This window comes from Streptomyces sp. NBC_01618, assembly GCF_045209435.1.
Lineage (GTDB): Bacteria > Actinomycetota > Actinomycetes > Streptomycetales > Streptomycetaceae > Streptomyces.
In genome coordinates this window covers 5,812,327-5,834,725 of the sequence record NZ_CP109297.1, presented here as the reverse complement: position 1 = coordinate 5,834,725, position 22,399 = coordinate 5,812,327, and the positions used below count along the sequence as shown (strand labels likewise).

At 68.2% G+C, this 22,399-nt stretch carries 23 protein-coding genes, 5 tRNA genes and 1 pseudogene; 10 read left to right on the top strand and 19 right to left on the bottom strand.

Translation table 11 applies throughout. The features are described 5' to 3' along the window. Window positions 1-64: 64 nt before the first annotated feature. The 7 genes from OH735_RS27155 to OH735_RS27125 form a co-directional block, all read right to left on the bottom strand. Window positions 65-137, bottom strand: a tRNA-Glu gene (locus tag OH735_RS27155). Between the two features lie 25 nt (window positions 138-162). Beyond that, window positions 163-234 (bottom strand) — tRNA-Gln (locus OH735_RS27150). 12 nt (window positions 235-246) lie between these two features. Then, window positions 247-319 (bottom strand) — tRNA-Glu (locus OH735_RS27145). A 60-nt stretch (window positions 320-379) separates the two neighbouring features. Next, window positions 380-452: transfer RNA gene (locus OH735_RS27140), tRNA-Glu, on the bottom strand. 25 nt (window positions 453-477) lie between these two features. Further along, a tRNA-Gln gene (locus tag OH735_RS27135) sits at window positions 478-549 on the bottom strand. Between the two features lie 147 nt (window positions 550-696). Beyond that, the gene (locus tag OH735_RS27130) at window positions 697-1,392 is read right to left on the bottom strand and encodes an HAD family hydrolase (RefSeq protein WP_406384255.1); all 696 of its coding nucleotides are present in this window, start codon (window positions 1,390-1,392) and stop codon (window positions 697-699) included. A 233-nt stretch (window positions 1,393-1,625) separates the two neighbouring features. Further along, window positions 1,626-1,835 carry a hypothetical protein gene (locus tag OH735_RS27125; protein ID WP_406384254.1) on the bottom strand — a complete coding sequence of 70 codons (210 nt, stop codon included), beginning with the start codon at window positions 1,833-1,835 and terminating at the stop codon, window positions 1,626-1,628. A 140-nt stretch (window positions 1,836-1,975) separates the two neighbouring features. Here OH735_RS27125 and OH735_RS27120 point away from each other — a divergent pair, with 140 nt between their 5' ends. Both OH735_RS27120 and OH735_RS27115 read left to right on the top strand, forming a co-directional pair. Further along, on the top strand, window positions 1,976-2,398 hold the full coding sequence (locus OH735_RS27120) for a DUF6281 family protein (protein ID WP_406384253.1): 423 nt from the start codon (window positions 1,976-1,978) through the stop codon (window positions 2,396-2,398). 30 nt (window positions 2,399-2,428) lie between these two features. Continuing rightward, window positions 2,429-2,830, top strand: a pseudogene (locus OH735_RS27115) (transposase); the annotation flags it as partial. A gap of 33 nt (window positions 2,831-2,863) precedes the next feature. On the opposite strand, the gene OH735_RS27110 reads toward OH735_RS27115, so the two are convergent. The 10 genes from OH735_RS27110 to OH735_RS27065 form a co-directional block, all read right to left on the bottom strand. Continuing rightward, a complete protein-coding gene (locus OH735_RS27110; protein ID WP_406384252.1) occupies window positions 2,864-3,076 on the bottom strand; it encodes a DUF397 domain-containing protein in 213 nt (70 codons plus the stop codon). Further along, window positions 3,073-3,378: a Scr1 family TA system antitoxin-like transcriptional regulator gene (locus tag OH735_RS27105; protein WP_406384250.1), complete on the bottom strand. Its 306-nt coding sequence runs from the start codon at window positions 3,376-3,378 to the stop codon at window positions 3,073-3,075. Before OH735_RS27105 ends, OH735_RS27110 begins: the two co-directional genes overlap by 4 nt. Window positions 3,379-3,614: 236 nt before the next feature. Continuing rightward, window positions 3,615-3,818: a DUF397 domain-containing protein gene (locus OH735_RS27100; protein ID WP_266905267.1), complete on the bottom strand. Its 204-nt coding sequence runs from the start codon at window positions 3,816-3,818 to the stop codon at window positions 3,615-3,617. A gap of 19 nt (window positions 3,819-3,837) precedes the next feature. After that, on the bottom strand, window positions 3,838-4,692 hold the full coding sequence (locus tag OH735_RS27095) for a helix-turn-helix domain-containing protein (RefSeq protein WP_406384249.1): 855 nt from the start codon (window positions 4,690-4,692) through the stop codon (window positions 3,838-3,840). 171 nt (window positions 4,693-4,863) lie between these two features. Continuing rightward, window positions 4,864-5,022, bottom strand: coding sequence for a hypothetical protein (locus OH735_RS27090; RefSeq protein WP_266905271.1), 159 nt, complete (start codon window positions 5,020-5,022; stop codon window positions 4,864-4,866). A gap of 552 nt (window positions 5,023-5,574) precedes the next feature. Then, window positions 5,575-5,946 carry a hypothetical protein gene (locus tag OH735_RS27085; RefSeq protein WP_406384248.1) on the bottom strand — a complete coding sequence of 124 codons (372 nt, stop codon included), beginning with the start codon at window positions 5,944-5,946 and terminating at the stop codon, window positions 5,575-5,577. Next, window positions 5,943-6,206 carry a hypothetical protein gene (locus tag OH735_RS27080; RefSeq protein ID WP_406384247.1) on the bottom strand — a complete coding sequence of 88 codons (264 nt, stop codon included), beginning with the start codon at window positions 6,204-6,206 and terminating at the stop codon, window positions 5,943-5,945. Before OH735_RS27080 ends, OH735_RS27085 begins: the two co-directional genes overlap by 4 nt. Before the next feature lie 76 nt (window positions 6,207-6,282). Continuing rightward, complete coding sequence (gene gltX, locus OH735_RS27075) at window positions 6,283-7,755, bottom strand: glutamate--tRNA ligase (RefSeq protein ID WP_406384245.1); 1,473 nt, start codon at window positions 7,753-7,755, stop codon at window positions 6,283-6,285. Next, complete coding sequence (locus tag OH735_RS27070) at window positions 7,748-8,524, bottom strand: fumarylacetoacetate hydrolase family protein (protein WP_406384244.1); 777 nt, start codon at window positions 8,522-8,524, stop codon at window positions 7,748-7,750. Before OH735_RS27070 ends, gltX begins: the two co-directional genes overlap by 8 nt. Before the next feature lie 311 nt (window positions 8,525-8,835). Next, complete coding sequence (locus OH735_RS27065; protein WP_406384243.1) at window positions 8,836-9,024, bottom strand: hypothetical protein; 189 nt, start codon at window positions 9,022-9,024, stop codon at window positions 8,836-8,838. A gap of 581 nt (window positions 9,025-9,605) precedes the next feature. On the opposite strand from OH735_RS27065, the gene OH735_RS27060 reads away from it, so the two are divergent. From OH735_RS27060 to OH735_RS27025, 8 genes are all read left to right on the top strand, one after another. Beyond that, window positions 9,606-13,487 (top strand): nitrate- and nitrite sensing domain-containing protein, encoded by a 3,882-nt coding sequence (locus OH735_RS27060; RefSeq protein ID WP_406384242.1) that lies wholly within the window; start codon window positions 9,606-9,608, stop codon window positions 13,485-13,487. Continuing rightward, on the top strand, window positions 13,488-13,910 hold the full coding sequence (locus tag OH735_RS27055; RefSeq protein WP_406384241.1) for a roadblock/LC7 domain-containing protein: 423 nt from the start codon (window positions 13,488-13,490) through the stop codon (window positions 13,908-13,910). A 134-nt stretch (window positions 13,911-14,044) separates the two neighbouring features. Further along, entirely contained in the window at window positions 14,045-14,452 is a 408-nt protein-coding gene (locus OH735_RS27050; protein ID WP_003966010.1) for a DUF742 domain-containing protein, read from the top strand. After that, complete coding sequence (locus OH735_RS27045) at window positions 14,433-15,014, top strand: GTP-binding protein (protein ID WP_406384240.1); 582 nt, start codon at window positions 14,433-14,435, stop codon at window positions 15,012-15,014. The genes OH735_RS27050 and OH735_RS27045 overlap by 20 nt, the downstream gene beginning before the upstream one ends. Window positions 15,015-15,389: 375 nt before the next feature. Next, a complete protein-coding gene (locus tag OH735_RS27040) occupies window positions 15,390-18,548 on the top strand; it encodes a nitrate- and nitrite sensing domain-containing protein (protein ID WP_406384239.1) in 3,159 nt (1,052 codons plus the stop codon). A gap of 10 nt (window positions 18,549-18,558) precedes the next feature. After that, window positions 18,559-18,972: a roadblock/LC7 domain-containing protein gene (locus OH735_RS27035; protein ID WP_073771622.1), complete on the top strand. Its 414-nt coding sequence runs from the start codon at window positions 18,559-18,561 to the stop codon at window positions 18,970-18,972. Window positions 18,973-19,061: 89 nt separating this feature from the next. Next, window positions 19,062-19,682: a DUF742 domain-containing protein gene (locus OH735_RS27030; protein WP_406384238.1), complete on the top strand. Its 621-nt coding sequence runs from the start codon at window positions 19,062-19,064 to the stop codon at window positions 19,680-19,682. Continuing rightward, complete coding sequence (locus OH735_RS27025) at window positions 19,663-20,244, top strand: ATP/GTP-binding protein (RefSeq protein ID WP_014048542.1); 582 nt, start codon at window positions 19,663-19,665, stop codon at window positions 20,242-20,244. Before OH735_RS27030 ends, OH735_RS27025 begins: the two co-directional genes overlap by 20 nt. A gap of 173 nt (window positions 20,245-20,417) precedes the next feature. Here OH735_RS27025 and OH735_RS27020 read toward each other — a convergent pair whose 3' ends face one another. Together OH735_RS27020 and OH735_RS27015 are read right to left on the bottom strand one after the other, a co-directional pair. After that, entirely contained in the window at window positions 20,418-20,621 is a 204-nt protein-coding gene (locus OH735_RS27020; RefSeq protein WP_406384237.1) for an acyl-CoA carboxylase subunit epsilon, read from the bottom strand. Window positions 20,622-20,687: 66 nt separating this feature from the next. Continuing rightward, the gene (locus OH735_RS27015) at window positions 20,688-22,271 is read right to left on the bottom strand and encodes an acyl-CoA carboxylase subunit beta (protein ID WP_389990278.1); all 1,584 of its coding nucleotides are present in this window, start codon (window positions 22,269-22,271) and stop codon (window positions 20,688-20,690) included. Window positions 22,272-22,399: the final 128 nt, after the last annotated feature.

Sequence of the window (22,399 nt, the reverse complement as noted above, 5' to 3'; positions counted from 1 at the left end):
GCCCCCGAGGACAAGCAGAAGAGCCCCCCACCGAAGTGAAGGGCCCTTGTCTGTCGCTCTGTTGTACCCCCGACCGGATTCGAACCGGCGCTACTGCCGTGAGAGGGCAGCGTGCTAGGCCGCTACACAACGGGGGCTTGTTACTGCTGTTGCATTTCTGCGCTGGGCTACCAGGACTCGAACCTAGAATGACGGTACCAGAAACCGTAGTGTTGCCAATTACACCATAGCCCATGGTGTTACAAGTACCCCCGACCGGATTCGAACCGGCGCTACTGCCGTGAGAGGGCAGCGTGCTAGGCCGCTACACAACGGGGGCCCTAGCGATCCTGCATCGAGAGCGTGGGTGCGACCCAGATGATCTCGCGGGAAGGATCTGTACCCCCGACCGGATTCGAACCGGCGCTACTGCCGTGAGAGGGCAGCGTGCTAGGCCGCTACACAACGGGGGCTTGTTACTGCTGTTGCATTTCTGCGCTGGGCTACCAGGACTCGAACCTAGAATGACGGTACCAGAAACCGTAGTGTTGCCAATTACACCATAGCCCACCAAAACTCAACCCCTGGAAGGGGTTTTGTTCGGCTTGCGCTTCCCGTTCGGATCTTCCGTCCCGCTCGGGCGGCGCAGGAAGAACATTACCCGAAGGTGTCCGGCGCTCCAAAACGGGTATTGCCCGCCAGGGCCTTTCCGGCGGATCAGGGTCGGGCAGACCCCAGCAGGCCGGGCAACTGATCGAGCCCGCTGATACGGACGAGTTCGGGGCGGCCGCCGCGGCCGCCCCGGTCGAGCCAGATCCCCATGAGCCCCGCGGCGACCGCGCCACTCGCGTCGATGTCCGGCTCGTCCCCCACGTACGCGACCTCCTGCGGCTCCAGCGCCAGCGCGTCGCAGGCGGCATGGAAGGCGCCGGCCTCGGGCTTGGAGACGCCCAGCTCCACGGCGCACACCACGGCCTCGAACCGCTCCCGCACACCGAGCGTGCGCAGCTTGCGGTCCTGGTTGTGGATGCTGGAGTTCGACAGCACCCCGTGCCGGAACCCTTCCGTCAGCCGGTCCAGGGCGGGCAGCACATCGGGAAAGAGTGACCAGGCGGCCTCGTAGTGGGCCGCGTGCCGAGCAAACCAGTCGTCGGCCTCGGCGTCGTCCAGCGCCCGCGAGAGGAACTCCCGGACCCGGTCCCGGCGCTGCCCCTGGAAGTCCGTCTCCCCGCCGGCGAACCGCGCCCAGTGCACGTCGGTGATCGCCCGCCACGCGACGAGGGCCTGCTCGACGGAGTCGTATCCGCCGGGCAGGCCCTCCTGTTCGAGATGCTTGCGCATGCCGACGCGGTCGGCGCCCGTGTAGTCGAAGATCGTGTCGTCGATGTCCCAGAGGACGGCGCGAATCGTCATGGGGTTCAGCGTAGATTCCTACGCGGCGAGTGCGGTGGGCTTGGCAGTGCTCTGCAGGCCGATGAAGACAATCTTCAGGTCGTCGATCTCCTCAGGAGTGAACAGGTCGTCCGGGCCACCGGGCGCCCGGTCGTGGAAGGGGCTGCCGACTTCGTACAGGTCACCGAGGTCGAGCAGACCGCGCTTCGCGACTACGTCGACGATAAGCGTGACGAAGTCCAGCTGGCCGGAGCTCAGCTGCTTGCCCGCGATGAAGCCCTCAAACGCCAGAGCAGCACCAGGAAAACGGCGAGCAGGACGAACTGCATGGCGGTCGAGTGCAGGTCGAAGAGGGCCGACGGTCCGTGGGCCGGCGCATCGGCCTTGTGCGTTGTGCCAGCGTGGTCATGACGTCGCGTCGCCTCCCCCTCGTCGTACGGCGTGGTGATCGGGTCGGTGATCACTCATCCGCCGTCTGCCCGGGATGGCGGAGTTCACCGAACAGGCCTTCAGAGGGGCAGCGGAACGAAAAGGGGGGCTGCTCCGTCGTAGCACTGAGAGGCCGAAGGGCCTTCGGTGATGCCGGAGAGACGGAGGGCGGGAGATGGAAGTCAAGCCGCGGGTGCGGAGATGGACGAGGACTCTGGTGGTGGCGGCGGTCCTGGTGGTCGGGGGGACCGGCTGTACGACGAAGGGGGAGAGCGACGGGGGCCTCAAGGCGGGCGGCGCCTCCGAGGCGAAGTGCGCGTACCTCGTGAAGTATGAGGGGCGGTCCTACCTCAACGTGAGGGGACGGTCCGTGACCGACAAGGAGTTCACAGTCGGCAAGGACCTCGGTACCGGCCTGCTGCCCGGGTGCGACGAATCGGGCGAGGTCGACGGCACGGAGAAGCCGGAGAAGGTGACCGTCTACGAGGTCGAGGGCATCGATCCGGCGGTCGCCGTGGCGGCGGGGGAGACCCCGGGCGAGGCCGTGCTGGTGGCGGTCCAGGGCGCGGATCTCACGTCGCTGGACTCAGCTTCCTGAGTCCAGCGTTGAGTGTGGCCAAGAATTCGACGAAAGGGCATCCACACCGTCGGCGTCCAGCGCCAGTACACGGGCACGGCTGGGCGGATCGAGAAATCCCAGGTCGCCGTCTACCTCGTCTACGCCGGCGAGCGTGGGCACGCGGCGGTGGACCGGGAGCTGTACATCCCGCGCTCCTGGACGGGTGACCCGGATCGATGCCGGGCCACGGGGCTCGGCGAGGACACCGTGTTCGCGACCAAGCCGGAACTGGCCCGCAGGATGACCGAACGGTTCTGGGACGCTGGACACCATGTGGGATGGGTCACGGGCGACGAGGTCTACGGTGGCAACCCGAAAATGCGTGCCCCCCTGGAGGAACGCGGCATCGGCTACGTCCTCGCGGTGGCCTGCTCGGCCGAAGTAACCATCAGTGCGGGCACGTTCCGCGCCGTCGCGGCGTTCCGTAGCGGCGGAGTCGCAGCCTCACTCAGGGTTGCACCCGAGGCTCTCGTCCTCCTTGATCGATGCGACCAGAGCGGACAGGCCGCCCCGGGTTGCGGCGAGTATCACGTCCGGGTCATCGCTCTTCCGCATCCTGAGCGTGCCGTCGGGCGCGGCGGCGATATTGACGCAGTTTGCCCCCTCGTTGCTGTACGAGGACTTCTGCCAGTTGTATGCATGGCTTTGACGTCTCACAGACTCTTGGCGATCTTGTGGATGAAATCGTGGCTCTTGGCCTCACTGAGTGCACAGCGTTCCATGTGGTCCAGGACCGCTCGGTAGCGAGCAAGCTGCGCCTGCGCGTAGAGCAGGTCGCATCCATGATTGGAATCGAGTAGCACCGTGTCCAGTTGCGGCACGGAGCCGCTCGCGTAGGTGATGGGCTGGCCGGAGGCGGGGAAGTCGGCCCGCTCGAACGGGATCACCACGATGGTGATGGTGTCTCGCTCCGCCAGGCCGACGACCGTCAGGACGATCAGCAGACCGATGGCGGGCACAGATACCTGCTGCGGGCGATGGTCTTCAGATCGTCGGTCTCCTTGGGGGGAACAGGTCGTCCGGGCCACCGGGCGCCCGGTCGTGGAAGGGGCTGCCGACTTCGTGCAGGTCACCGAGGTCGAGCAGACCACGCTTCGTGACCGCGTCGACGATGAGCGCTTATTCCCGTCCACTGACGTCGGGGGCCACGTCGGCACACCTGGCCTCTACGGTCCATGGCGGCGATGTCACCGCCTCATTCGGGCCGCAGCCCAGGGCACTCGTTCGCCTTGATCGACGCGAGCAGAGCAGACAGGCCGACCCGGGTCGCGGCGAGTATCACATCAGGTTCGTCGCTCTCGCGCAGTCTGAGCGAGCCGTCGGGCGCGGTGGCGACGTTGACACAGTTTGCCGCCTCGGCGCTGAACGACGACTTCTGCCACATCAGAGGTGACGACATGCTCACTCCTCACTCGTTCCTACATCTCGCGCTGGATGCGCACGATCAGATCCCGCGACTGAGAGGGGTTCAGCGCACATGCCTCCATGCGGTCGAGAACCATTCGGTACTTGGACAGCTGGGTCTCACCGTCGAGGAAGACTGACCCATGATCGGTGTCGAGTTGAATGGTGTCCAGCCTTGCGTTCTCGGCGCAGAACTGAACGATGCCGTGACCGGCACTGGGAAATGCTCCGGCGCCGAACGGGATCACCAGCATGTTCAAGTGCGTCTCCTCACCTTGGTCAATGAGGCGGCGAAGCTGACGACCAGAGACCGAAGGTCCTCCGAAGCCCATACGAAGTGCCGCTTCGTGAATGATCACCGTGAGCGGAGTCGGTGGCTCGCCATGAACGGTCGACTGCCGCTTGAGGCGATGCGAAACCCGATGCTCCACCTCCTCGGAAGTCATGGAGGGAACCGCATCGTTCATCACAGCCCGCGCGTGCTCTCTGGTCTGCAACAGGCCGGGGATGTGGATTGCAGATGCGATACGCAGAGTCTCAGCGTGATGCTCCAGCTCAGCGAGATCCAGAGCGTCGGAGGGCAGAATCTCCCGACACTCCTCCCACCACCCTCGCGTGCGGCCACCAGTCATCCTGGCCAACGCTTCGATGAACTGTTCGTCGGCGCAGTCATAGAGTCTGGCCAGCGCCCGGACTCGCTCGGCACTGACCGCATAGCCGCCTGCCTCGATGTTGCTGATGCGCGACTGCGTGGCACCGAATAGTTCTCCTGCACGTGTCGCCGAAAGTTCGGCACGCTCGCGCATTCTGCGCAGCTCAGCCCCGAGGCGCCGCTGACCGATGCTCGGCGGAAGTTTGACACGAGCCATGAATGTCCCTTGCACAAGAAGTCGAGGCCGTCCCCCACACGAGTGGAGTTGGCATGTAGACCACCAATCAATGGACTACATACCTTCGCTGACTCTACGCTCGTAGCGCTCGGTCACTCAACGCCTACTGCTGGCAGGAGACTTCGCATGGCCACCGTATCCCCGCAGCCTTCACTCCCCGCCCCTCCCGACGGATTCGCCGATGAAATTCGAGCCCTCGTAGAAGCCACCGCACCCCGCCTCTTCGCCGTCGTCGAGCAGTTCGCGACCGCCGACGGAGAGCTGGACGCCCGGGTCGCTGCGTGGGGGCTGGCTCATGACGACGGCCATGCCCAGGTCACCTCCGTCGATGGCGGATTCCGAATGTCCCTACGCACCCCCGACCGAGCCACCCAACTGGTCTCGCTGCGCCCCGGGAGCATGGGGACCTTGGTGTGGCCTGACGCCACAGCCCCAGCTCTACCACGGAGTTGACATTCGTCAACTCCGCGTAACGAAGAACTTGCCCCTGTGCTCCCACCGCTGGCAGCATCGAAATCAGCAAACAACACATCGCGCATATGACTGCGCAGACCCTGCGGCCGTCCCTTCGGGGACGGCCACAGACGCGTTTCGGGGAGAGCGGCCGAAGAAGCCCCAGTTCCGCCACCAGGATCCGAGCGGTAGACGGTGCGACGGAATCGTGGTCGCAGACCGGCGTATTACGCAGCCCTCCCGCCTCGTGTTCGGTTCCGCGAAGTCCGATGCGACAGCCTCCATGCCACTGGCAAAAGTTCCGGGACAGCAGACGAGCGGCAGCACCCTGCCACTCACCCCGTAGCGACAGCAACGGGGGCCGGCAGCCCCTCGGCTGCCGGCCCCCGCACAGGCCACTCCCGGCGCTCAGGGCTTGCCGATATCGACCGCCCACGACCCCGTCCCGATGTACGCCTCCGGAGTCGCCATCAGTACCAGGCTCTCCGGCTCCCCCGATGCCGTCGCATACACCGCGTGTGCGTGCCGCCAGTCGACACCCACTGAGACTGTCTGTTCCACGGCGGCCGCCGCCGCGAAGTCCAGCGGCAGGAATTCCACGGCCGGCAGGGCTCCCACATGCGCGGTGGCACCGGGCAGTTCAAGGCTCGCCGCCAGCAGGCACAGCGCGGGGACACGCGCACGCTGGCCGGGTTCGTCCGTCCCGATCACCGCGAGCCCGGAGAGCATCCGATGTCCTCGGCAGAGTGCGAGCACGGCCGTGTGGTCGAGAACGATCACCGACGCTCACCCAGCCGCCGGGCCAGGAGATCCGCCCGCCATTCCCTCGCGGCACTCAGGTCCTCGTCGGAGAGGTCCACGCCGAAATTCGCGCGGACGTACGCGACAGCACGCGCCGTTCGCTCCGTCTGCTCCGACTCCGTCGGCGTGGCCGCGACCACGCGCTCGACATAAGCCCGCGTACTCATGCCGCGTTCCTCCGCCAGGGTGCGGAGGCGATCCCTTACGCCTTCGTCGATCTTGATCGTGGTGTCAGCCATGAAGTCAGAATGCAATTGAATACTGATGGGGTGGCTGCTCGGCCGAGCAGCCACCCCATCGTGTGATTCGAACCCGTTACGCGGTCAGCTTGGCCAGGGCCGCGTCGATGCGGGCCAGGGTCTTCTCGCGGCCCAGGATCTCCAGGGACTCGAAGAGCGGCAGGCCGATCGTGCGGCCGGTGACCGCTACGCGGACCGGGGCCTGGGCCTTGCCGAGCTTCAGGCCGTGCTCCTCGCCCGCGGTGAGGATCGCGTTCTTCAGGGCCTCGGCGTTCCACTCGGCGTCGGTCAGCTTGGCGCGGGCCGTGGTGAGGAGGGCGTCGGAGCCCTCCTTCATCGCCTTGTTCCAGGACGCCTCGTCCGTCGCCGGCTCGTCGAGGAAGAGGAAGTCGACGTTGGCGGTGATATCCGAGAGGACCGTGACCCGGGTCTGGGCATGCGGGGCGATCGCCGCGAACTGGTCGGCGTCGAAGGCCTCCGGGGCCCACTGGGCGTACGGCGCCTTCAGCCAGGGGCCGCAGGCCTCGGTGAACGTCTTCACGTCGAGCATGCGCAGGTGCTCGGCGTTGATGTGCTCGCACTTCTTCAGGTCGAAGCGCGCCGGGTTGGCGTTGACGTCCTTGATGTCGAACGCGGCCACCATCTCCTCGATGGAGAAGATGTCGCGGTCCTCGGCGATGGACCAGCCGAGCAGGGAGAGGTAGTTGAGCAGCCCCTCGGGCAGGAAGCCGCGCTCGCGGTAGAGGTTGAGCGAGGCCTGCGGGTCGCGCTTGGAGAGCTTCTTGTTGCCCTCGCCCATGACGTACGGGAGGTGGCCGAACGCGGGGGTGCCCTTGGCGATGCCCAGCTCGATGAGCGCCTTGTAGAGGGCGAGCTGACGCGGGGTGGAGGAGAGCAGGTCCTCGCCGCGCAGGACGTGGGTGATCTCCATCAGCGCGTCGTCGACCGGGTTGACCAGCGTGTAGAGCGGGGCGCCGTTGGCGCGGACGATGCCGTAGTCCGGCACGTTCTCCGGCTGGAAGGTCAGCTCGCCGCGGACCAGGTCGGTAAAGGTGAGCGCCTCGTCGGGCATCCGGAAGCGGACGATGGACGTGCGGCCCTCGGCCTCGTACGCGGCGATCTGTTCGGCCGTGAGGTCGCGGCAGTGGCCGTCGTAGCCGGACGGCTTGCCGGCGGCGCGGGCGGCGTCGCGGCGGGTGTCGAGCTCTTCGGTGGTGCAGTAGCAGTGGTACGCGTACCCGCCGGCGAGGAGCTTCTCGGCGACATCCTTGTAGATGTCCATGCGCTGCGACTGGCGGTACGGGGCGTGCGGGCCGCCGACCTCGGGGCCCTCGTCCCAGTCGAAGCCGAGCCAGCGCATCGAGTCCAGGAGCTGGTTGTAGGAGTCCTCGGAGTCGCGGGCGGCGTCGGTGTCCTCGATGCGGAAGACCAGAGTGCCGCCGTGGTGCCGGGCGAAGGCCCAGTTGAACAGGGCGGTGCGGACCAGGCCCACGTGGGGGTTGCCGGTCGGGGAGGGACAGAAACGTACGCGGACAGGAGTGTTAACCACGCTTGATCACCTTGTTGGTGAGAGTGCCGATGCCTTCGATGGTGACGGCGACCTCGTCGCCGACATGGAGGGGTCCGACCCCTGCGGGAGTGCCGGTGAGGATCACATCGCCCGGGAGCAGCGTCATGGCTTCCGTGATGTGGACGACCAGGTCCTCGATCGAACGGATCATGTCGCTCGTACGGCCCAACTGGCGTTGCTCGCCGTTGACCGTGGCCTGAATGGTCAGGTCGCTGGGGTCGAGGTCGGTCTCCACCCAGGGGCCGAGCGGGCAGGACGTGTCGAAGCCCTTGGCCCGGGCCCACTGCTTCTCGCGCTTCTGGGCATCGCGGGCGGTGACGTCGTTGGCGCAGGTGTAGCCGAAGATGACGTCCTTCACGCGCTCACGCGGCACTTCGCGGCACATGCGGCCGATGACCACGGCCAGTTCGGCCTCGTGGTGGAGTTCGTTGGAGAAGGAGGGGTACTCGATGGCGTCGCCGGAGCCGATCACCGAGGTGGTGGGCTTGAAGAAGACGATGGGGACGTCCGGCACCTCGTTGCCGAGCTCCGCGGCGTGCTCCGCGTAGTTGCGGCCGATGGCCACGACCTTGTTGGGGAGCACTGGCGGCAGGAGGCGGACCTTGCTCAGCGGGACCTTCGTGCCGGAGAGCTCGAACTCGGCGTACGGAATGCCCTTGATGATGTCGAGGACGAGACCATCGGGCCCGTCGCCCTCGACGGCGCCGAAGGCGACATTGCCGTCGATGGAGAACCTGGCGATGCGCACGGGATGCTGTCGCCCCTCACTTGCTTGCTGGCTGAAGACTGACGCTCCAGGCTAACGCCTCGCCCTGCGAGGTTTGCCCGAAAGGAGCGTCGTCCGGTGCGTGCGATCGCAAGGCGGCCGGAAGCCCTCGGAGGGGGTCCCCCCCTGGTCCTCAAGACCTTGGGGGAGGAGCTACTAGGGTTTTGGGTCAACGCCGAAGGGGGTCCCCCCTGGCCCTTAAGGCCTTGGGGGAGTGCGTGCCGGGCGGCGCGACGGGGCAAACCTCGCAGGGCGAGGCGTTAAGCGCGGGTGAGGGGGGGACGACGTGCGCATTACTCCGCGACTGCGACCGCCGCCGGGGCTTCCATGAGGATGGTGCGGCGGGGGTTGGCCGTCTGGGTGGGCAGGTCGAGCGCGTGCTCCGGCAGCTCCGGCGTCCGCAGCTCTTCGGCGTCCTTGAGCTGCGCCAGCGTGGTGCGCCGGGGGTTGGCAATGTTGCGGAACATCGTCGTCGTCTTCATCTGCCGTTCGGACCCTGTCGGTACGGGCGCCGCTCGGAGGGGCGCCGGTTGTCGGATTTGCCATCCCTGTAAAGCGTCAGGCTAAACATCGAATTCCCCTCGGAAGCCCGAATGAGACGGCGATCATCATGTGAGTTTGCTCACGAACGTGTCGACATTTGCCTCATTTCGGGCGGCCGACCACTCCTCGAGAATCGGACATTGCAGCACTGAATCAGCCATTCCGCTCCTGATCATGTCGACTGGGACACCCTTCATCCCTCATCGATTCACCCGAAATAGTCCACTTTGGCCCCGAACACGCTCCACGGCTTGTTACTCAGCCATCACAACGCGTCATCCAGGTCACAGCCGGGCCCGAGGCCCTTGTTGGAGATCCGGCACTGTGCTGGAATTCCACGCACCGCCGCAGGTTTTCAGGCCGGCGCGCAGGGGGCGCAACGCAGCGCCGAGTGGCGGCGGGAAGGGGAAGAGCGCCGGTCACTCACGACCACCATGGGGCGGGTAGAACGCCCCACGACGCCGACACCGTCCCATCCGCTACGCGCGGAGGGACGCCTGGTCCAGAGGTTGCGACGCTAGTGCAGGGACGTTTCAAGAGGGATGGCAGCGCTGCGGCGGAACAGGAGCCGCGCGGCGGGACCGACCGCGGATCCTCGCCCCAGCACGCCCAGAACCCCGGACCGGCCTCGGCCGGCGACAGCAGCGACCGTGACCGGGGCGCCGGCGCCCCGGCGGCCGCCGGCACCGACCCGATCTCGTCGCTCAAGCCCCGGGGCTCCGTCAACACGGGCTCGCGAGTGGCTCTGCGCAACTGGCGCATCAGTACGCGTCTGGTCTCCCTGCTCGCCCTTCCCGTGGTCGCCGCGACCACGCTCGGCGGGCTGCGGATCAACGACTCCATGAACGAGATGCAGCAGCTGGATCACATGCAGCTGCTGACCAAGATGACCAAGCAGGCGACCACGCTCGCCCAGGCGCTCCAGGAGGAGCGCGACCGCTCGGCCGGTCCGCTGTCCAATGGGGTCAAGGCTGACGACTTCAAGGTCACCGAGCCCCGTAAGAAGACCGACCGGGCGAAGACGGCCTTCCTCGACGCCACGAACTCGATCGGTGACCCCTCCGGCGACGAGGCCCTCGAAGGCATCTCCTCGAGCGTCCAGCGGATCGCCACCCAGTTGACCGAGATCCGCGAGATCCGTAAGTCGGCGTACGCCAAGGACACCCCGAGTCTCCAGACCGTCGACCAGTACAGCCAACTGATCACCTCGCTGCTGAGCCTCTCGCAGGACATGGCGCAGGCGACCAGCAACTCGGAGATGATCAAGCGAACCCGGGCGCTGGCGGCCTTCTCCTCCGCCAAGGAGTACGCGTCGATCCAGCGGGCGATCATCGCCGCATCGCTGCCGGGCGGGGGCAGCAGCCTGAAGGATCCGGATCTCGACCAGAACGACCGGGAGTTCGGCCGCGCCGCGCTGCGCAAGGAGAACTCGGCACGCCGTTCCTTCGAGGCCGTCTACGCGGCCACCGGCAACAACGCCGAAGAGCTGACCGCCACGCTGGACGACGGCAACCCGGAGATCAAGGCCGCCAACACCTACGCGAAAAAGGTGCTGGACACCCCCTCGGGCATGACCGACACCGCGCGGCGCTCCTACCTGGACTGGTACGAACAGAGCTCCACCAAGATCCAGGCGATGAAGAGAATCGAGGACACCCTCCTCAGCGGCATGGAGGGCAAGGCCCGCGAGCTCCGCGACCAGTCGAAGAGCGAAGCGATCATCAGCGGTGCGCTCATCCTGCTGGTGCTCGGTGTCTCGCTGGTCGGTGCCTTCGTCGTCGCCCGGTCGATGATCCGCTCGCTGCGGCGACTGCAGGACACCGCTACGCGCGTGGCGCAGGACCGGCTGCCCGAGCTCGTCAAGCAGCTCTCCGAGGCCGACCCGCAGGACGTCGACACCTCGGTCGAGTCGGTCGGTGTGCACTCCCGGGACGAGATCGGCCAGGTGGCCACGGCCTTCGACGACGTGCACCGCGAGGCAGTCCGCCTCGCCGCCGAGCAGGCCCTTCTGCGGGGCAACGTCAACGCGATGTTCACCAACCTCTCGCGCCGCAGCCAGGGCCTTATCCAGCGTCAGCTCTCGCTCATCTCCGAACTGGAGTCGCGCGAGGCCGACCCGGACCAGCTGTCCTCGCTCTTCAAGCTCGACCACCTCGCGACCCGCATGCGCCGTAACGGCGAGAACCTCCTCGTCCTCGCGGGCGAGGAGCCGGGCCGCCGGTGGACCCGCCCCGTCCCGCTGGTCGACGTGCTCCGGGCCGCCGCCTCCGAGGTGGAGCAGTACGAGCGCATCGAACTGGCTGCGGTGCCCGCCACCGAGGTCGCCGGGCGAGTCGTCAACGACCTCGTGCACCTGCTCGCGGAGCTGCTGGAGAACGCCACGTCGTTCTCCTCGCCGCAGACGAAGGTGCGGGTCACCGGTCACGCGCTGCCCGACGGGCGGGTGCTGGTCGAGATCCACGACACGGGTATCGGCCTCTCCCCCGAGGACCTCGCGGCGATCAACGAGCGGCTCGCCTCGCCGCCCACCGTGGACGTCTCGGTCTCCCGCCGCATGGGTCTGTTCGTGGTCGGCCGGCTGTCCCTGCGGCACGGCATCCGGATTCAGCTGCGGCCCTCCGACTCCGGTGGTACGACCGCGCTGGTCATGCTGCCCGTCGACGTGGCGCACGGCGGCAAGCAGCCGGCCACCAAGCAGGGGCCGGGGCAGCAGTCCGCCCCTGGTGGTCTGCTCGGCGGTGCGGGCGGTCCGGGGCAGGGCAATGCTTCCCGTCCCGGCCTCGGCGGTGCTCCGGCGGCTCCGGCCGGCCGGCTCGCCTCGGGTCCGAGCGCCGCGCGTGGTCAGGTCGGTACGGGCTCCGGTCCGCGAGCCGCACTGCCCTCGCGGGACGGCGGACCGCGCCGGCCGCAGAACCAGCAGAACCAGCAGGGTCAGCCGGGCCAGCAGAACGCCGGCTTCCCGTCCAACGGGCCAGCCGACGCCGGTCCGCAGGACAACGCGCGCCAGGAGCCGCAGCGCCAGGGCGGCGGCCTCGCCGGTGCTTTCGGCAACGGCGCCCGGCTCGGTGCGCGCGGCCAGGGCGACGGAACGGGTCGTATGGACTCGGGAGGGGCCGACCTGTTCGGCCAGAACCGCCAGGACCCGAACCGCCAGGACCCGAACCGCCAGGACCGCAACGAGCAGGACCGCTTCGGCCAGGACCGCAACGAGCAAGACCGCTTCGACCAGGACCGCAACGAGCAAGACCGCTTCGGCCAGGACCGCTTCGACCAGCAGGGACAGGCCAACGGCCCCGCCACGTGGGGAGCCCCGCAGCCGCAGCAGGTCCGGCAGGACCCGGCCGGCCAGGGCGGTTTCCCGCGGTCCGGCGGCCCGGTCGATCCCGGTCGTCAGCTGCCCCCGGTCGGCAATCCGCGTGCCGAGCTGCCCGGTGGCAACCCCTCCCCAAGCTCTTCGAGCAGGGGATACCCCATGCCGCAGCGCTCGCAGGCCACCAGCTGGGGCACCGACGAGCCGTCCGCCCCGCGGCGTACCCCGCTGGACGCCCCGCGCGGTCACGAGGAGCCCGAGTCCACCGGCCTGTTCCAGCGGCCGATGAGCCCGCCGCTCGCCCCGCGGCCGGCCATGGACGACCGGCAGGGCCCCGGCTCCACCGCCGAGTTCGCCCGCCCGGACTTCTCCGGTCCGGCCCCGCAGGCTCCGTCGCCGCTGGACCCGGCGAGCACCGCGCAGTTCGCCCGCCCCGACTTCGGCCGGCCTCAGCCCGCGCAGGACCAGGGCCTGCCTGCACCGCGTCAGCGCGACCGGGACAACGGGGACTTCGGTGCCCCGCGTCCGCCCGCCGCGCCCCACGGTGACGAGCAGTACCGTCCGGTCCTGCCACCGCAGCCGCAGCCCGAGGCGCTGCCGCCGGCCGGTCCGGGAGACGGTCGTACGCCGCTGTACGACACCCTGGAGACGAACTGGTTCCACGGCCCGCAGCAGGGTGGCCAGCAGCCGCCCGCCGAGCCGCAGGCCCCCACGTCCGCCCCGCAGCAGCCCGGCCAGGAGCTTCCCGCTCCCGCGCCGCGTCGTACCGGAGCCGACAACGGCGGCACCACACCTTCCTGGCGGCCCTCGCCGAACGACGAACTCGTGCGGCAGGCGGAGCGGGTCAAGAAGCCCGCGGCGGGCGGAGTCACCACTTCCGGACTGCCTCGCCGGGTACCTCGCGCCAATCTGGTACCGGGCACCGCCCAGCAGCAGAACCATCAGTCCGGTCCTCAGGTGTCGCGTGCGCCCGATGATGTGCGCGGGCGGTTGACCAATCTCCGCCGGGGCATCCAGCAGGGACGGCAGGCCAACAACGGCCAGTCGACCGGCAGTTTTCCACTCGGCCCCACTCACCAGCAGGAGCGTTAGTTGAGCCCGATGAGTCAGGCCGCACAGAATCTGAACTGGTTGATCACCAACTTCGTGGACAACACCCCCGGGGTGTCGCACACGGTGGTGGTCTCCGCCGACGGACTCCTGCTGGCCATGTCCGAAGGTTTCCCGCGTGACCGCGCCGACCAGCTGGCGGCCGTCGCCTCCGGTCTGACCTCGCTGACAGCGGGCGCCTCGCGGATCTTCGAAGGCGGCGCCGTCAGTCAGACCGTGGTGGAGATGGAACGCGGGTTCCTCTTCCTGATGTCCATCTCCGACGGCTCCTCGCTGGCCGTTCTCTCCCACCCGGACGCCGACATCGGTCTGGTCGGGTACGAGATGGCCCTCCTGGTCGACCGGGCGGGCACCGTCCTCACCCCTGACCTCCGTGCCGAGCTCCAAGGCAGCCTGCTCCACTAGGCGGCCGCGGATCGATGACAGACTCGATTGCCCCCCAGGTAATGCCCTCATCCCTCACCCGTCAGGCCGCTCAGAGCCCCCACCGGCCCCTTCAGACGGCAAGCCGACACTCTGCTGTCACGCCCGGAGGATTCATGACCCCGCCACCCGCCTCACCCGATCCGTACGGCGCACTGCACCACGCGTCGTACGACGGTGAAGGCGACCAGCCGCTGGTCCGTCCGTATGCCATGACCGGCGGCAGGACCCGGCCTCGCTACCAGCTCGCGATAGAGGCGCTGGTCTCCACCACGGCCGACCCCGCGCATCTGGGGACGCTGCTCCCGGAGCACCAGCGGATCTGCCACCTCTGCCGTGAGGTCAAGTCGGTGGCCGAGGTCTCGGCGCTGCTGTCGATGCCGCTCGGTGTGGCCCGGATTCTTGTCGCGGACCTGGCGGAAGCCGGCATGGTGGCCATCCACCAGCCGGGCAATGGAGAGGCCGGCGGCGCGCCGGATGTGACACTGCTCGAAAGGGTGCTCAGTGGACTTCGCAAGCTCTAGCGACGGTGCGGCCCGGGCCACCACCTCGGCGAAGATCGTGGTGGCCGGGGGCTTCGGCGTGGGTAAGACCACGTTCGTGGGTGCCGTTTCGGAGATCAACCCGTTGCGTACGGAAGCCGTGATGACGTCCGCGTCCGCGGGCATCGACGACTTGACGCACACCGGGGACAAGACGACGACGACCGTCGCGATGGACTTCGGCCGCATCACCCTGGACCAGGACCTGATCCTGTACCTCTTCGGTACACCCGGACAGGACCGCTTCTGGTTCATGTGGGACGACCTGGTCCGCGGCGCCATCGGCGCCGTCGTCCTCGTCGACACCCGCCGCCTCGCCGACTGCTTCCCCGCCGTCGACTACTTCGAGAACAGCGGGCTCCCCTTCGTCATCGCCCTCAACGGCTTCGACGGACACCAGCCCTACACCCCCGACGAAGTCCGCGAAGCCCTCCAGATCGGCCCCGACACCCCGATCATCACGACGGACGCGCGACACCGCGCGGACGCCAAGAGCGGTCTGATCACGCTCGTGGAGCACGCGCTGATGGCACGCCTGAAGTAGGACCGCCCCCAATTGCCCGTCGGTCTAAGCACAAGTCTGTATTGACATACGGCAGTTAACGTAGCCAAACGGGGGCGGGCTGTGTCCTTTGACACGATCCGCCCCCGCGTTCATAACGTTTCGACAGAGAATTGTCCCGCGTTCAACACCCGATGCGTTCAATCGGTATCACTGCGCTCACATGAGCCCCGCCTTTTGGCGGGGCTCGTTCTTTATGCCCGTTTTATTCGAGGCTTGGACCACTCGGAATGGCTGGTTCCGACTGTTTGGAACGCGACCGGTCCCCGTGCTGGAATTCGACGAACTCCCGAGTAGTACGGCCCTGAACGAAACACGGCACAACGTAGGTGCCGACGCCGAGAGGTTGTTGGTCGAGTGAGGCGAAGCAACGAGGGCTCCGTGGCGGAGCCGGAGCGAGGCAATTTCACCCCGCCGCCGCGCGCCGTGGCGTCGCCCGCCGTGGCGTCGCCCGCCGATAGGTACCGCGCAGTGAAGTCCGGGGGCAGCTCAAGTCGGTTTTCCCCGCGCAACTGGCGGGTGGCCACCCGGCTGAACGCGATCCTCCTGATCCCGGTGCTGGTCGGCCTGGTCATGGGCGGCTTCCAGGTGAAGAGCTCGGTCGACACCTGGCGGGAGGCGCAGGAGGCCGAGAAGACCGCGCTGATCGTGCGCGCGGCCTCCGCCTACGGCCAGGCACTCCTCAATGAACGTGACCTCTCCGCTCAGCCCCTGCTGTCGAACAAGCGGGATGCCGCCGTCGTCGACCAGGTCCGGGCGATCACCGACGCCGCCGCGGCCGAGTTCGACACGGCCGTGAAGGACATGCCCAAGAAGCGGGGCCTGGAGCGCCGCCTTCAGCTCTTCCGGCTGGAGGAGCCCAAGCTCCCCGAGCTGCGCAAGGCCGCCTACGCCGAGGCGATGGACCCGGTGAAGACGGAGATGGGTTACGTCCAGGTGCAGCACTTCTTGATGCAGTTCTGCAACGAGCTGGGTCTGGGCACCGGCAACATCACCAGCTATGGCCGCACGGTCTACGCGATCGAGCTCGCCAAGGCCGCAGAATCGCTTCAGCGCTCCATCGGTATGCACCTGCTGGTGCGTCCGAGCCAGGAGAGCGCCACGTTCGACGCCCAGGTCAAGGCCTTCGGCTCGTACAACTACATGGAGCAGATCGCGCTCGGCGAGTTCGTCGCCGGCGGTACGGAGGCCGACGCGGCCCGGTTGAAGCAGGTCATGGCCGCGCAGTCGGCCGACGGCGCGAAGAAGCTGAAGAAGGCGAAGGAGCAGGCCGACGCCGCGGGGGTCCCGTTCGTCGCGCCGCCCAGCGTCGACGGCTCGGTCTTCGACGGCATGGCCCAGCAGATCGGTCAGGGCAAGTCCCCCCAGAAGCTGGCCGCCAAGGGCATCACGCCCGAGACCTGGATGGCCGCCGCCACCGCCAAGTTCGACGGTTACACCACGGTGGAGGACGAGCTCGTCGACAAGGCCGTGACCGAGGCCGCGGACATCTCGTCCAGCGCCCGGAACGACGCCTTCATCAACGCCGCCGTCGTGATCGTCGCCCTGCTGGCCGCCTTCGTCCTGGCCTGGCTGATGACGCGGCAGATGAGCCGCTCGATGCGCCATCTGCGTACCGCCGCCTTCGGGATCGCCGAACAGCGACTGCCGATGCTGGTCGACCAGCTCTCCAGGACCGATCCGGGCCGGATCGACACCCGTGTCGAGCCGATCCCGATCGACAGCCGCGACGAGATCGGCGAGGTCGCCCGCGCCTTCGACCAGGTGCACCGCGAGGCGGTCCGGCTGGCGGCCGAGCAGGCCATGCTGCGGGGCAACGTCAACGCGATCTTCACCAACCTGTCGCGGCGCAACCAGTCGCTGATCGAGGGCCAGCTGACCCTCATCACCGACCTGGAGAACAACGAGGCCGACCCGGACCAGCTGGAGAACCTCTTCCGGCTGGACCACCTGGCCACCCGGATGCGGCGCAACGGCGAGAACCTTCTCGTGCTGGCCGGTGAGGAGCCCGGTCGCCGCTGGAACCGGCCGGTTCCGCTGGTCGACGTGTTGCGGGCCGCCGCCTCCGAGGTCGAGTCGTACGAGCGCGTCGAGCTCTCCGGGGTGCCGGAGACCGAGATCCACGGCCAGTCCGTCACCGACCTCGTGCATCTGCTGGCCGAACTGCTGGAGAACGCCACCACGTTCTCCTCGCCGCAGACCAAGGTGCGGGTCACGGCGACCCGGCTGCCCGACAGCCGCGTGATGGTCGAGATCCACGACAAGGGCATCGGTCTCACCGCCGAGGACTTCGCCGACATCAACCACAAGCTGGCCAACCCGCCGACCGTGGACGCCGCGGTGTCGCAGCGGATGGGTCTCTTCGTGGTCGGCCGGCTCGCCGGCCGGCACGGAATCCGGGTCCAGCTGCGCCCCTCGGGCGAGCAGGCCGGGACCACCTCGCTGGTCATGCTGCCGGACGCCATCACCCATGGTGGCGGCGGCGAACCGGCTGCCGAGCAGGACGACTTCACCGTCTCCTCGATCATTCCGCGGCAGCAGGGCTTCGAGCAGCCCGCGCCCCCGCAGCTGCGTACGGCGGCGGAGCTCGGCTTCGACGACTCGCGTTACGAGCAGCCGTCGGCGGACGCCCCGCAGCTGGACCCGGTGGGCCGTTCGCTGATGCGCGAGGAGCGCCGGGCCGTGCTGGGGGCGCAGGCGACGGGTGAGCGCCCGCAGTTCGCCCAGGATCCGTACGCCGGGAACGGGTATGCCCAGGAGCCGCAGCAGTACGAGCAGGCTCCGTACGAGGGTGGCTACGCCCCCTACGTCGGTGACGCGGGCTTCGCCGAGCAGCCCGACCACACCCGGCAGGGCGGCTATGCGGAGGCGGCATATGCGGCCGGCGAGACCGCGCAGCCGTCGTACGAGGAAGCGTTCGCCCCCCAGCCCCACCAGGACAAATGGGCGAATCAGGGCGCGTATCAGGATGCGTACGTGCCGCCTGCGCAGGTCGAAGCGGAATCTGTCCCGAGCGCCCCCGCCGAGCCGCAGGAACGCGTAGGCTTCGACCGTCCGGGGCTCACCCCGAACACCGGCCACGAGCTGACCGAAGCCGGTCTGCCGCGCCGGGGCGGTCAGCAGCACTGGCAGCCCACCGGCCGCGGGAACAACCGGCCCGCGGTCGCGCAGCAGGAACCGCCGTCGCAGCAGCAGGAACTGCCGCAGCGGCAGCCGTCCGCACAGCAGGACGAGAACGGCTCCGACGACTGGCGCTCGACGAACGACGAGCGCTGGGAGCGGGCCGAGAAGCTCCGGGAGCCGAAGGCGGGCGGGGTCACCCCGTCCGGGCTTCCCCGGCGGGTGCCCAAGGCCAATTTGGTCGAGGGTACGGCGGAGCAGACCCTGCAGGGCGGCCCTCAGGTCTCCCGTGCCCCCGAGGACGTCCGCGGCAGGTTGAGCAATCTGCGGCGGGGCGTGCTGCGGGGACGTAACGCGGGTTCGGACACAAGTAATACCTACAACCAGGAGCGTTAGTGTGAGCCCGATGAGCCAGGCGGCGCAGAATCTCAACTGGTTGATCACCAACTTCGTGGACAACACCCCCGGGGTGTCGCACACGGTGGTGGTCTCCGCCGACGGACTCCTGCTGGCCATGTCCGAAGGATTTCCGCGCGACAGAGCCGACCAGTTGGCGGCCGTCGCCTCCGGTCTGACCTCGCTGACCGCAGGCGCCTCGCGGATCTTCGAAGGCGGCGCGGTGAATCAGACAGTTGTGGAGATGGAGCGCGGATTCCTCTTCATCATGTCCATCTCCGACGGATCTTCGCTGGCCGTTCTCGCGCATCCGGACGCCGATATCGGTCTGGTCGGGTACGAAATGGCTCTTCTTGTCGACCGCGCGGGCGGCGTTCTCACCCCGGACCTCCGCGCCGAACTTCAGGGAAGTCTTCTTAACTAGTAGACAGACAGTGCGTTTCGCGCCACCGCGCCATAAAGTGCGGTGGCGCGGACCCACTGGGATCGGGACCGGCAGGCGGAGGAGGAATCGTGGCAACACCCCCAGACGGACACCGGTACGACGGTGGCCAGAACGTACCGGGTGAGCACGGGGACAACCGGTTCGACTTCCCCTCCACACCCAGCAGACAGGGCGCCCAGCAGCCGCATCAGCCCTATCGGCAGCCGCCGGCGCCGCAGCAGCCGTACGGCGCCCAGCAGGGCTCCGGGTGGCCACCGCAGCGGCCGCACCGTTTCGACGCGCCCCAGTCGCCCCGCATCCAGCCCGTTCCGCCGCGGCAGGCCCCCGAGCCTGCCGCGCCCGCCGCGTCCAATCCGCTGGTCCGTCCGTACGCCATGACCGGCGGCCGGACACGACCGCGCTACCAACTCGCCATTGAGGCGTTGGTCAGTACCACGGCCGATCCGTCCCGGCTGCAAGGGCAGTTGCCCGAGCACCAGCGGATCTGCCGGCTGTGCTTCGAGATCAAGTCGGTCGCCGAGATTTCGGCACTGCTCTCGATCCCGCTCGGCGTTGCCCGGATCCTCGTAGCCGACCTGGCAGAGGCCGGACTCGTCGCTATCCATCAGCCCGGCGGCGACGAGTCCGCCGGCGGCCAGCCAGATGTGACACTGCTCGAAAGGGTGCTCAGTGGACTTCGCAAGCTCTAGCGGCGGAGCGGCCCGCTCCACTACCTCCGCGAAGATCGTGGTGGCAGGGGGCTTCGGCGTGGGTAAGACCACGTTCGTCGGTGCCGTTTCGGAGATCAATCCGCTGCGCACCGAAGCCGTGATGACGTCCGCGTCCGCGGGCATCGACGATCTGACGCACACCGGGGACAAGACCACCACGACGGTGGCGATGGACTTCGGCCGCATCACCCTGGACCAGGACCTGATCCTGTACCTCTTCGGTACACCCGGACAGGACCGCTTCTGGTTCATGTGGGACGACCTGGTCCGCGGCGCCATCGGCGCCGTCGTCCTCGTCGACACCCGCCGCCTCGCCGACTGCTTCCCCGCCGTCGACTACTTCGAGAACAGCGGGCTCCCCTTCGTCATCGCCCTCAACGGCTTCGACGGACACCAGCCCTACACCCCCGACGAAGTCCGCGAAGCCCTCCAGATCGGGCCGGACACGCCGATTCTCACGACGGACGCGCGGCACCGCGCGGACGCCAAGAGTGCGCTGATCACGCTCGTGGAGCACGCGCTGATGGCGCGGCTGCGTTAGGGCCCCCGGGTCCGGCCGTGCGTGAGGGCCCCGCGCTCCTTCGGGAGTGCGGGGCCCTCACGTGTTGCGCGGCCTTCGGCAGCGCTTTGTCCTCAATCTCCCCCATAGCCTGAAGGGCATGGGGGACCCCCTCGACGGGCTTGATTTGGCCCGCGTGGGCTTGATCGGTTTGGTCAGCCCTGCCAGGAGTGCGGGGCGCGGAAGCCCGGGGTGCGTTCCAGGCGGCGCCAGCCTGCGGTGCTGCAGCCCCGGTGGGCGGCGGGCGCGGCGGACTGGGCGGCTGCGCGGGCGAGCAGGACCGCGGTTATGGCGGCCAGCTCCTCGGGGTCGGCAAGACCCTTCTCGACGCGTAGCACGGACTCGGTGGCAGTGCTCATGGGCGGTTTCTCCGTCTTCTCGGCAGGTCTTCGCGGGTCCGGCAGGGTTGCTGCGGGGGCCGCGGACTACTGCGGGGGGTTGCCGTGCTTGCGGGACGGCAGGTCGGCGTGCTTGGTGCGGAGCATGGCGAGCGAGGCGATCAGTACCTCGCGGGTCTCGGCGGGGTCGATGACGTCGTCGACCAGGCCGCGCTCGGCGGCGTAGTACGGGTGCATCAGTTCGGCCTTGTACTCCTTGACCATGCGGGTCCGCATGGCCTCCGGGTCCTCGGCGTCGGCGATCTGCCGGCGGAAGATGACGTTGGCGGCGCCTTCGGCGCCCATCACCGCGATCTCGTTGGTCGGCCAGGCGTACGTCAGATCCGCACCGATGGACTGGCTGTCCATCACGATGTACGCACCGCCGTAGGCCTTGCGCAGGATCAGCGAGATCCTCGGCACCGTGGCGTTGCAGTACGCGTAGAGCAGCTTCGCACCGTGCCGAATGATTCCACCGTGCTCCTGATCGACCCCGGGGAGAAAGCCGGGTACGTCCAAAAGAGTGATGATGGGAATGTTGAATGCATCACACATCTGGACGAACCGGGCCGCCTTCTCCGACGCCTCGATGTCCAGGACACCGGCGAGGGACTGCGGCTGGTTGGCGACGATGCCGACGACCTGGCCGTCCAGACGGGCCAGGGCGCAGATGATGTTGCGGGCCCAGCGCTCGTGGATCTCCAGGTAGTCGCCGTCGTCGACGAGCTCCTCGATGACCTTGTGCATGTCGTACGGGCGGTTGCCGTCGGCCGGCACCAGGTCCAGCAGGACGTCGCCGCGCCGGTCGGCCGGGTCGTCGCTCGCCACGGCGGGCGGGTTCTCCCGGTTGTTGGACGGCAGCATCCCGATCAGGTAGCGGACCTCGGCGATGCAGGTCTCCTCGTCGTCGTACGCGAAGTGCGCGACGCCCGAGGTCTCGGCGTGCACATCGGCGCCGCCGAGGCCGTTCTGGGTGATCTCCTCGCCGGTGACCGCCTTCACGACGTCCGGTCCCGTGATGAACATCTGGGAGGTCTCGCGGACCATGAACACGAAGTCCGTGAGGGCGGGGCTGTAGGCCGCGCCGCCCGCGCACGGGCCGAGCATCACGCTGATCTGCGGGATGACGCCGGATGCCTTGGTGTTGCGCTGGAAGATGCCGCCGTACCCGGCGAGCGCGCTGACGCCCTCCTGGATACGGGCGCCCGCGCCGTCGTTCAGCGAGACGAGCGGGGCACCGGCCGAGATGGCCATGTCCATGATCTTGTGGATCTTGGTGGCGTGGGCCTCGCCCAGGGCGCCGCCGAAGATCCGGAAGTCGTGCGCGTAGACGAAGACGGTCCGGCCGTCGACCGTGCCCCAGCCGGTGATGACACCGTCGGTGTACGGCTTCTTCTCCTCCAGACCGAAGCCGGTCGCCCGGTGCCGGCGCAACTGCTCGACCTCCTTGAACGACCCCGGATCGACCAGCAGCTCGATGCGCTCACGCGCCGTCAGCTTGCCCTTGGCGTGCTGCGCCTCGGTCGCCCGGTCACTCGGCCCACGACGCGCCTGCTCACGCAGCGCCAGCAGTTCGGCCACACGGCCACGGGTGTCGCTCGGCTCGCCCGGGGTTTCGTCCACAACGGTCATGTACCGACCCTACGAAGCCGGGCAGTAAATCCTGCCGTCGACTCCGTACAGTCTCCTGACCCGTTTCCTGGCGGAGCCTGACAGAAGTCCGGCCTCGTGCAGGCGATGTACCAGCCCCTGTAGGTCCG

Coding starts and splice junctions, on each gene's coding strand:
- OH735_RS27065 (WP_406384243.1), bottom strand. CDS start 9,024: ATGAAGACGACGACGATGTTCCGCAACATTGCCAACCCCCGGCGCACC.
- OH735_RS27095 (WP_406384249.1), bottom strand. CDS start 4,692: ATGGCTCGTGTCAAACTTCCGCCGAGCATCGGTCAGCGGCGCCTCGGG.
- OH735_RS27130 (WP_406384255.1), bottom strand. CDS start 1,392: ATGACGATTCGCGCCGTCCTCTGGGACATCGACGACACGATCTTCGAC.
- OH735_RS27035 (WP_073771622.1), top strand. CDS start 18,559: ATGAGCCAGGCGGCGCAGAATCTCAACTGGTTGATCACCAACTTCGTG.
- OH735_RS27100 (WP_266905267.1), bottom strand. CDS start 3,818: ATGTCGTCACCTCTGATGTGGCAGAAGTCGTCGTTCAGCGCCGAGGCG.
- OH735_RS27015 (WP_389990278.1), bottom strand. CDS start 22,271: ATGACCGTTGTGGACGAAACCCCGGGCGAGCCGAGCGACACCCGTGGC.
- OH735_RS27050 (WP_003966010.1), top strand. CDS start 14,045: ATGACCCCGCCACCCGCCTCACCCGATCCGTACGGCGCACTGCACCAC.
- OH735_RS27090 (WP_266905271.1), bottom strand. CDS start 5,022: ATGGCCGTCGTCATGAGCCAGCCCCCACGCAGCGACCCGGGCGTCCAG.
- OH735_RS27120 (WP_406384253.1), top strand. CDS start 1,976: ATGGAAGTCAAGCCGCGGGTGCGGAGATGGACGAGGACTCTGGTGGTG.
- OH735_RS27080 (WP_406384247.1), bottom strand. CDS start 6,206: ATGGCTGACACCACGATCAAGATCGACGAAGGCGTAAGGGATCGCCTC.
- OH735_RS27020 (WP_406384237.1), bottom strand. CDS start 20,621: ATGAGCACTGCCACCGAGTCCGTGCTACGCGTCGAGAAGGGTCTTGCC.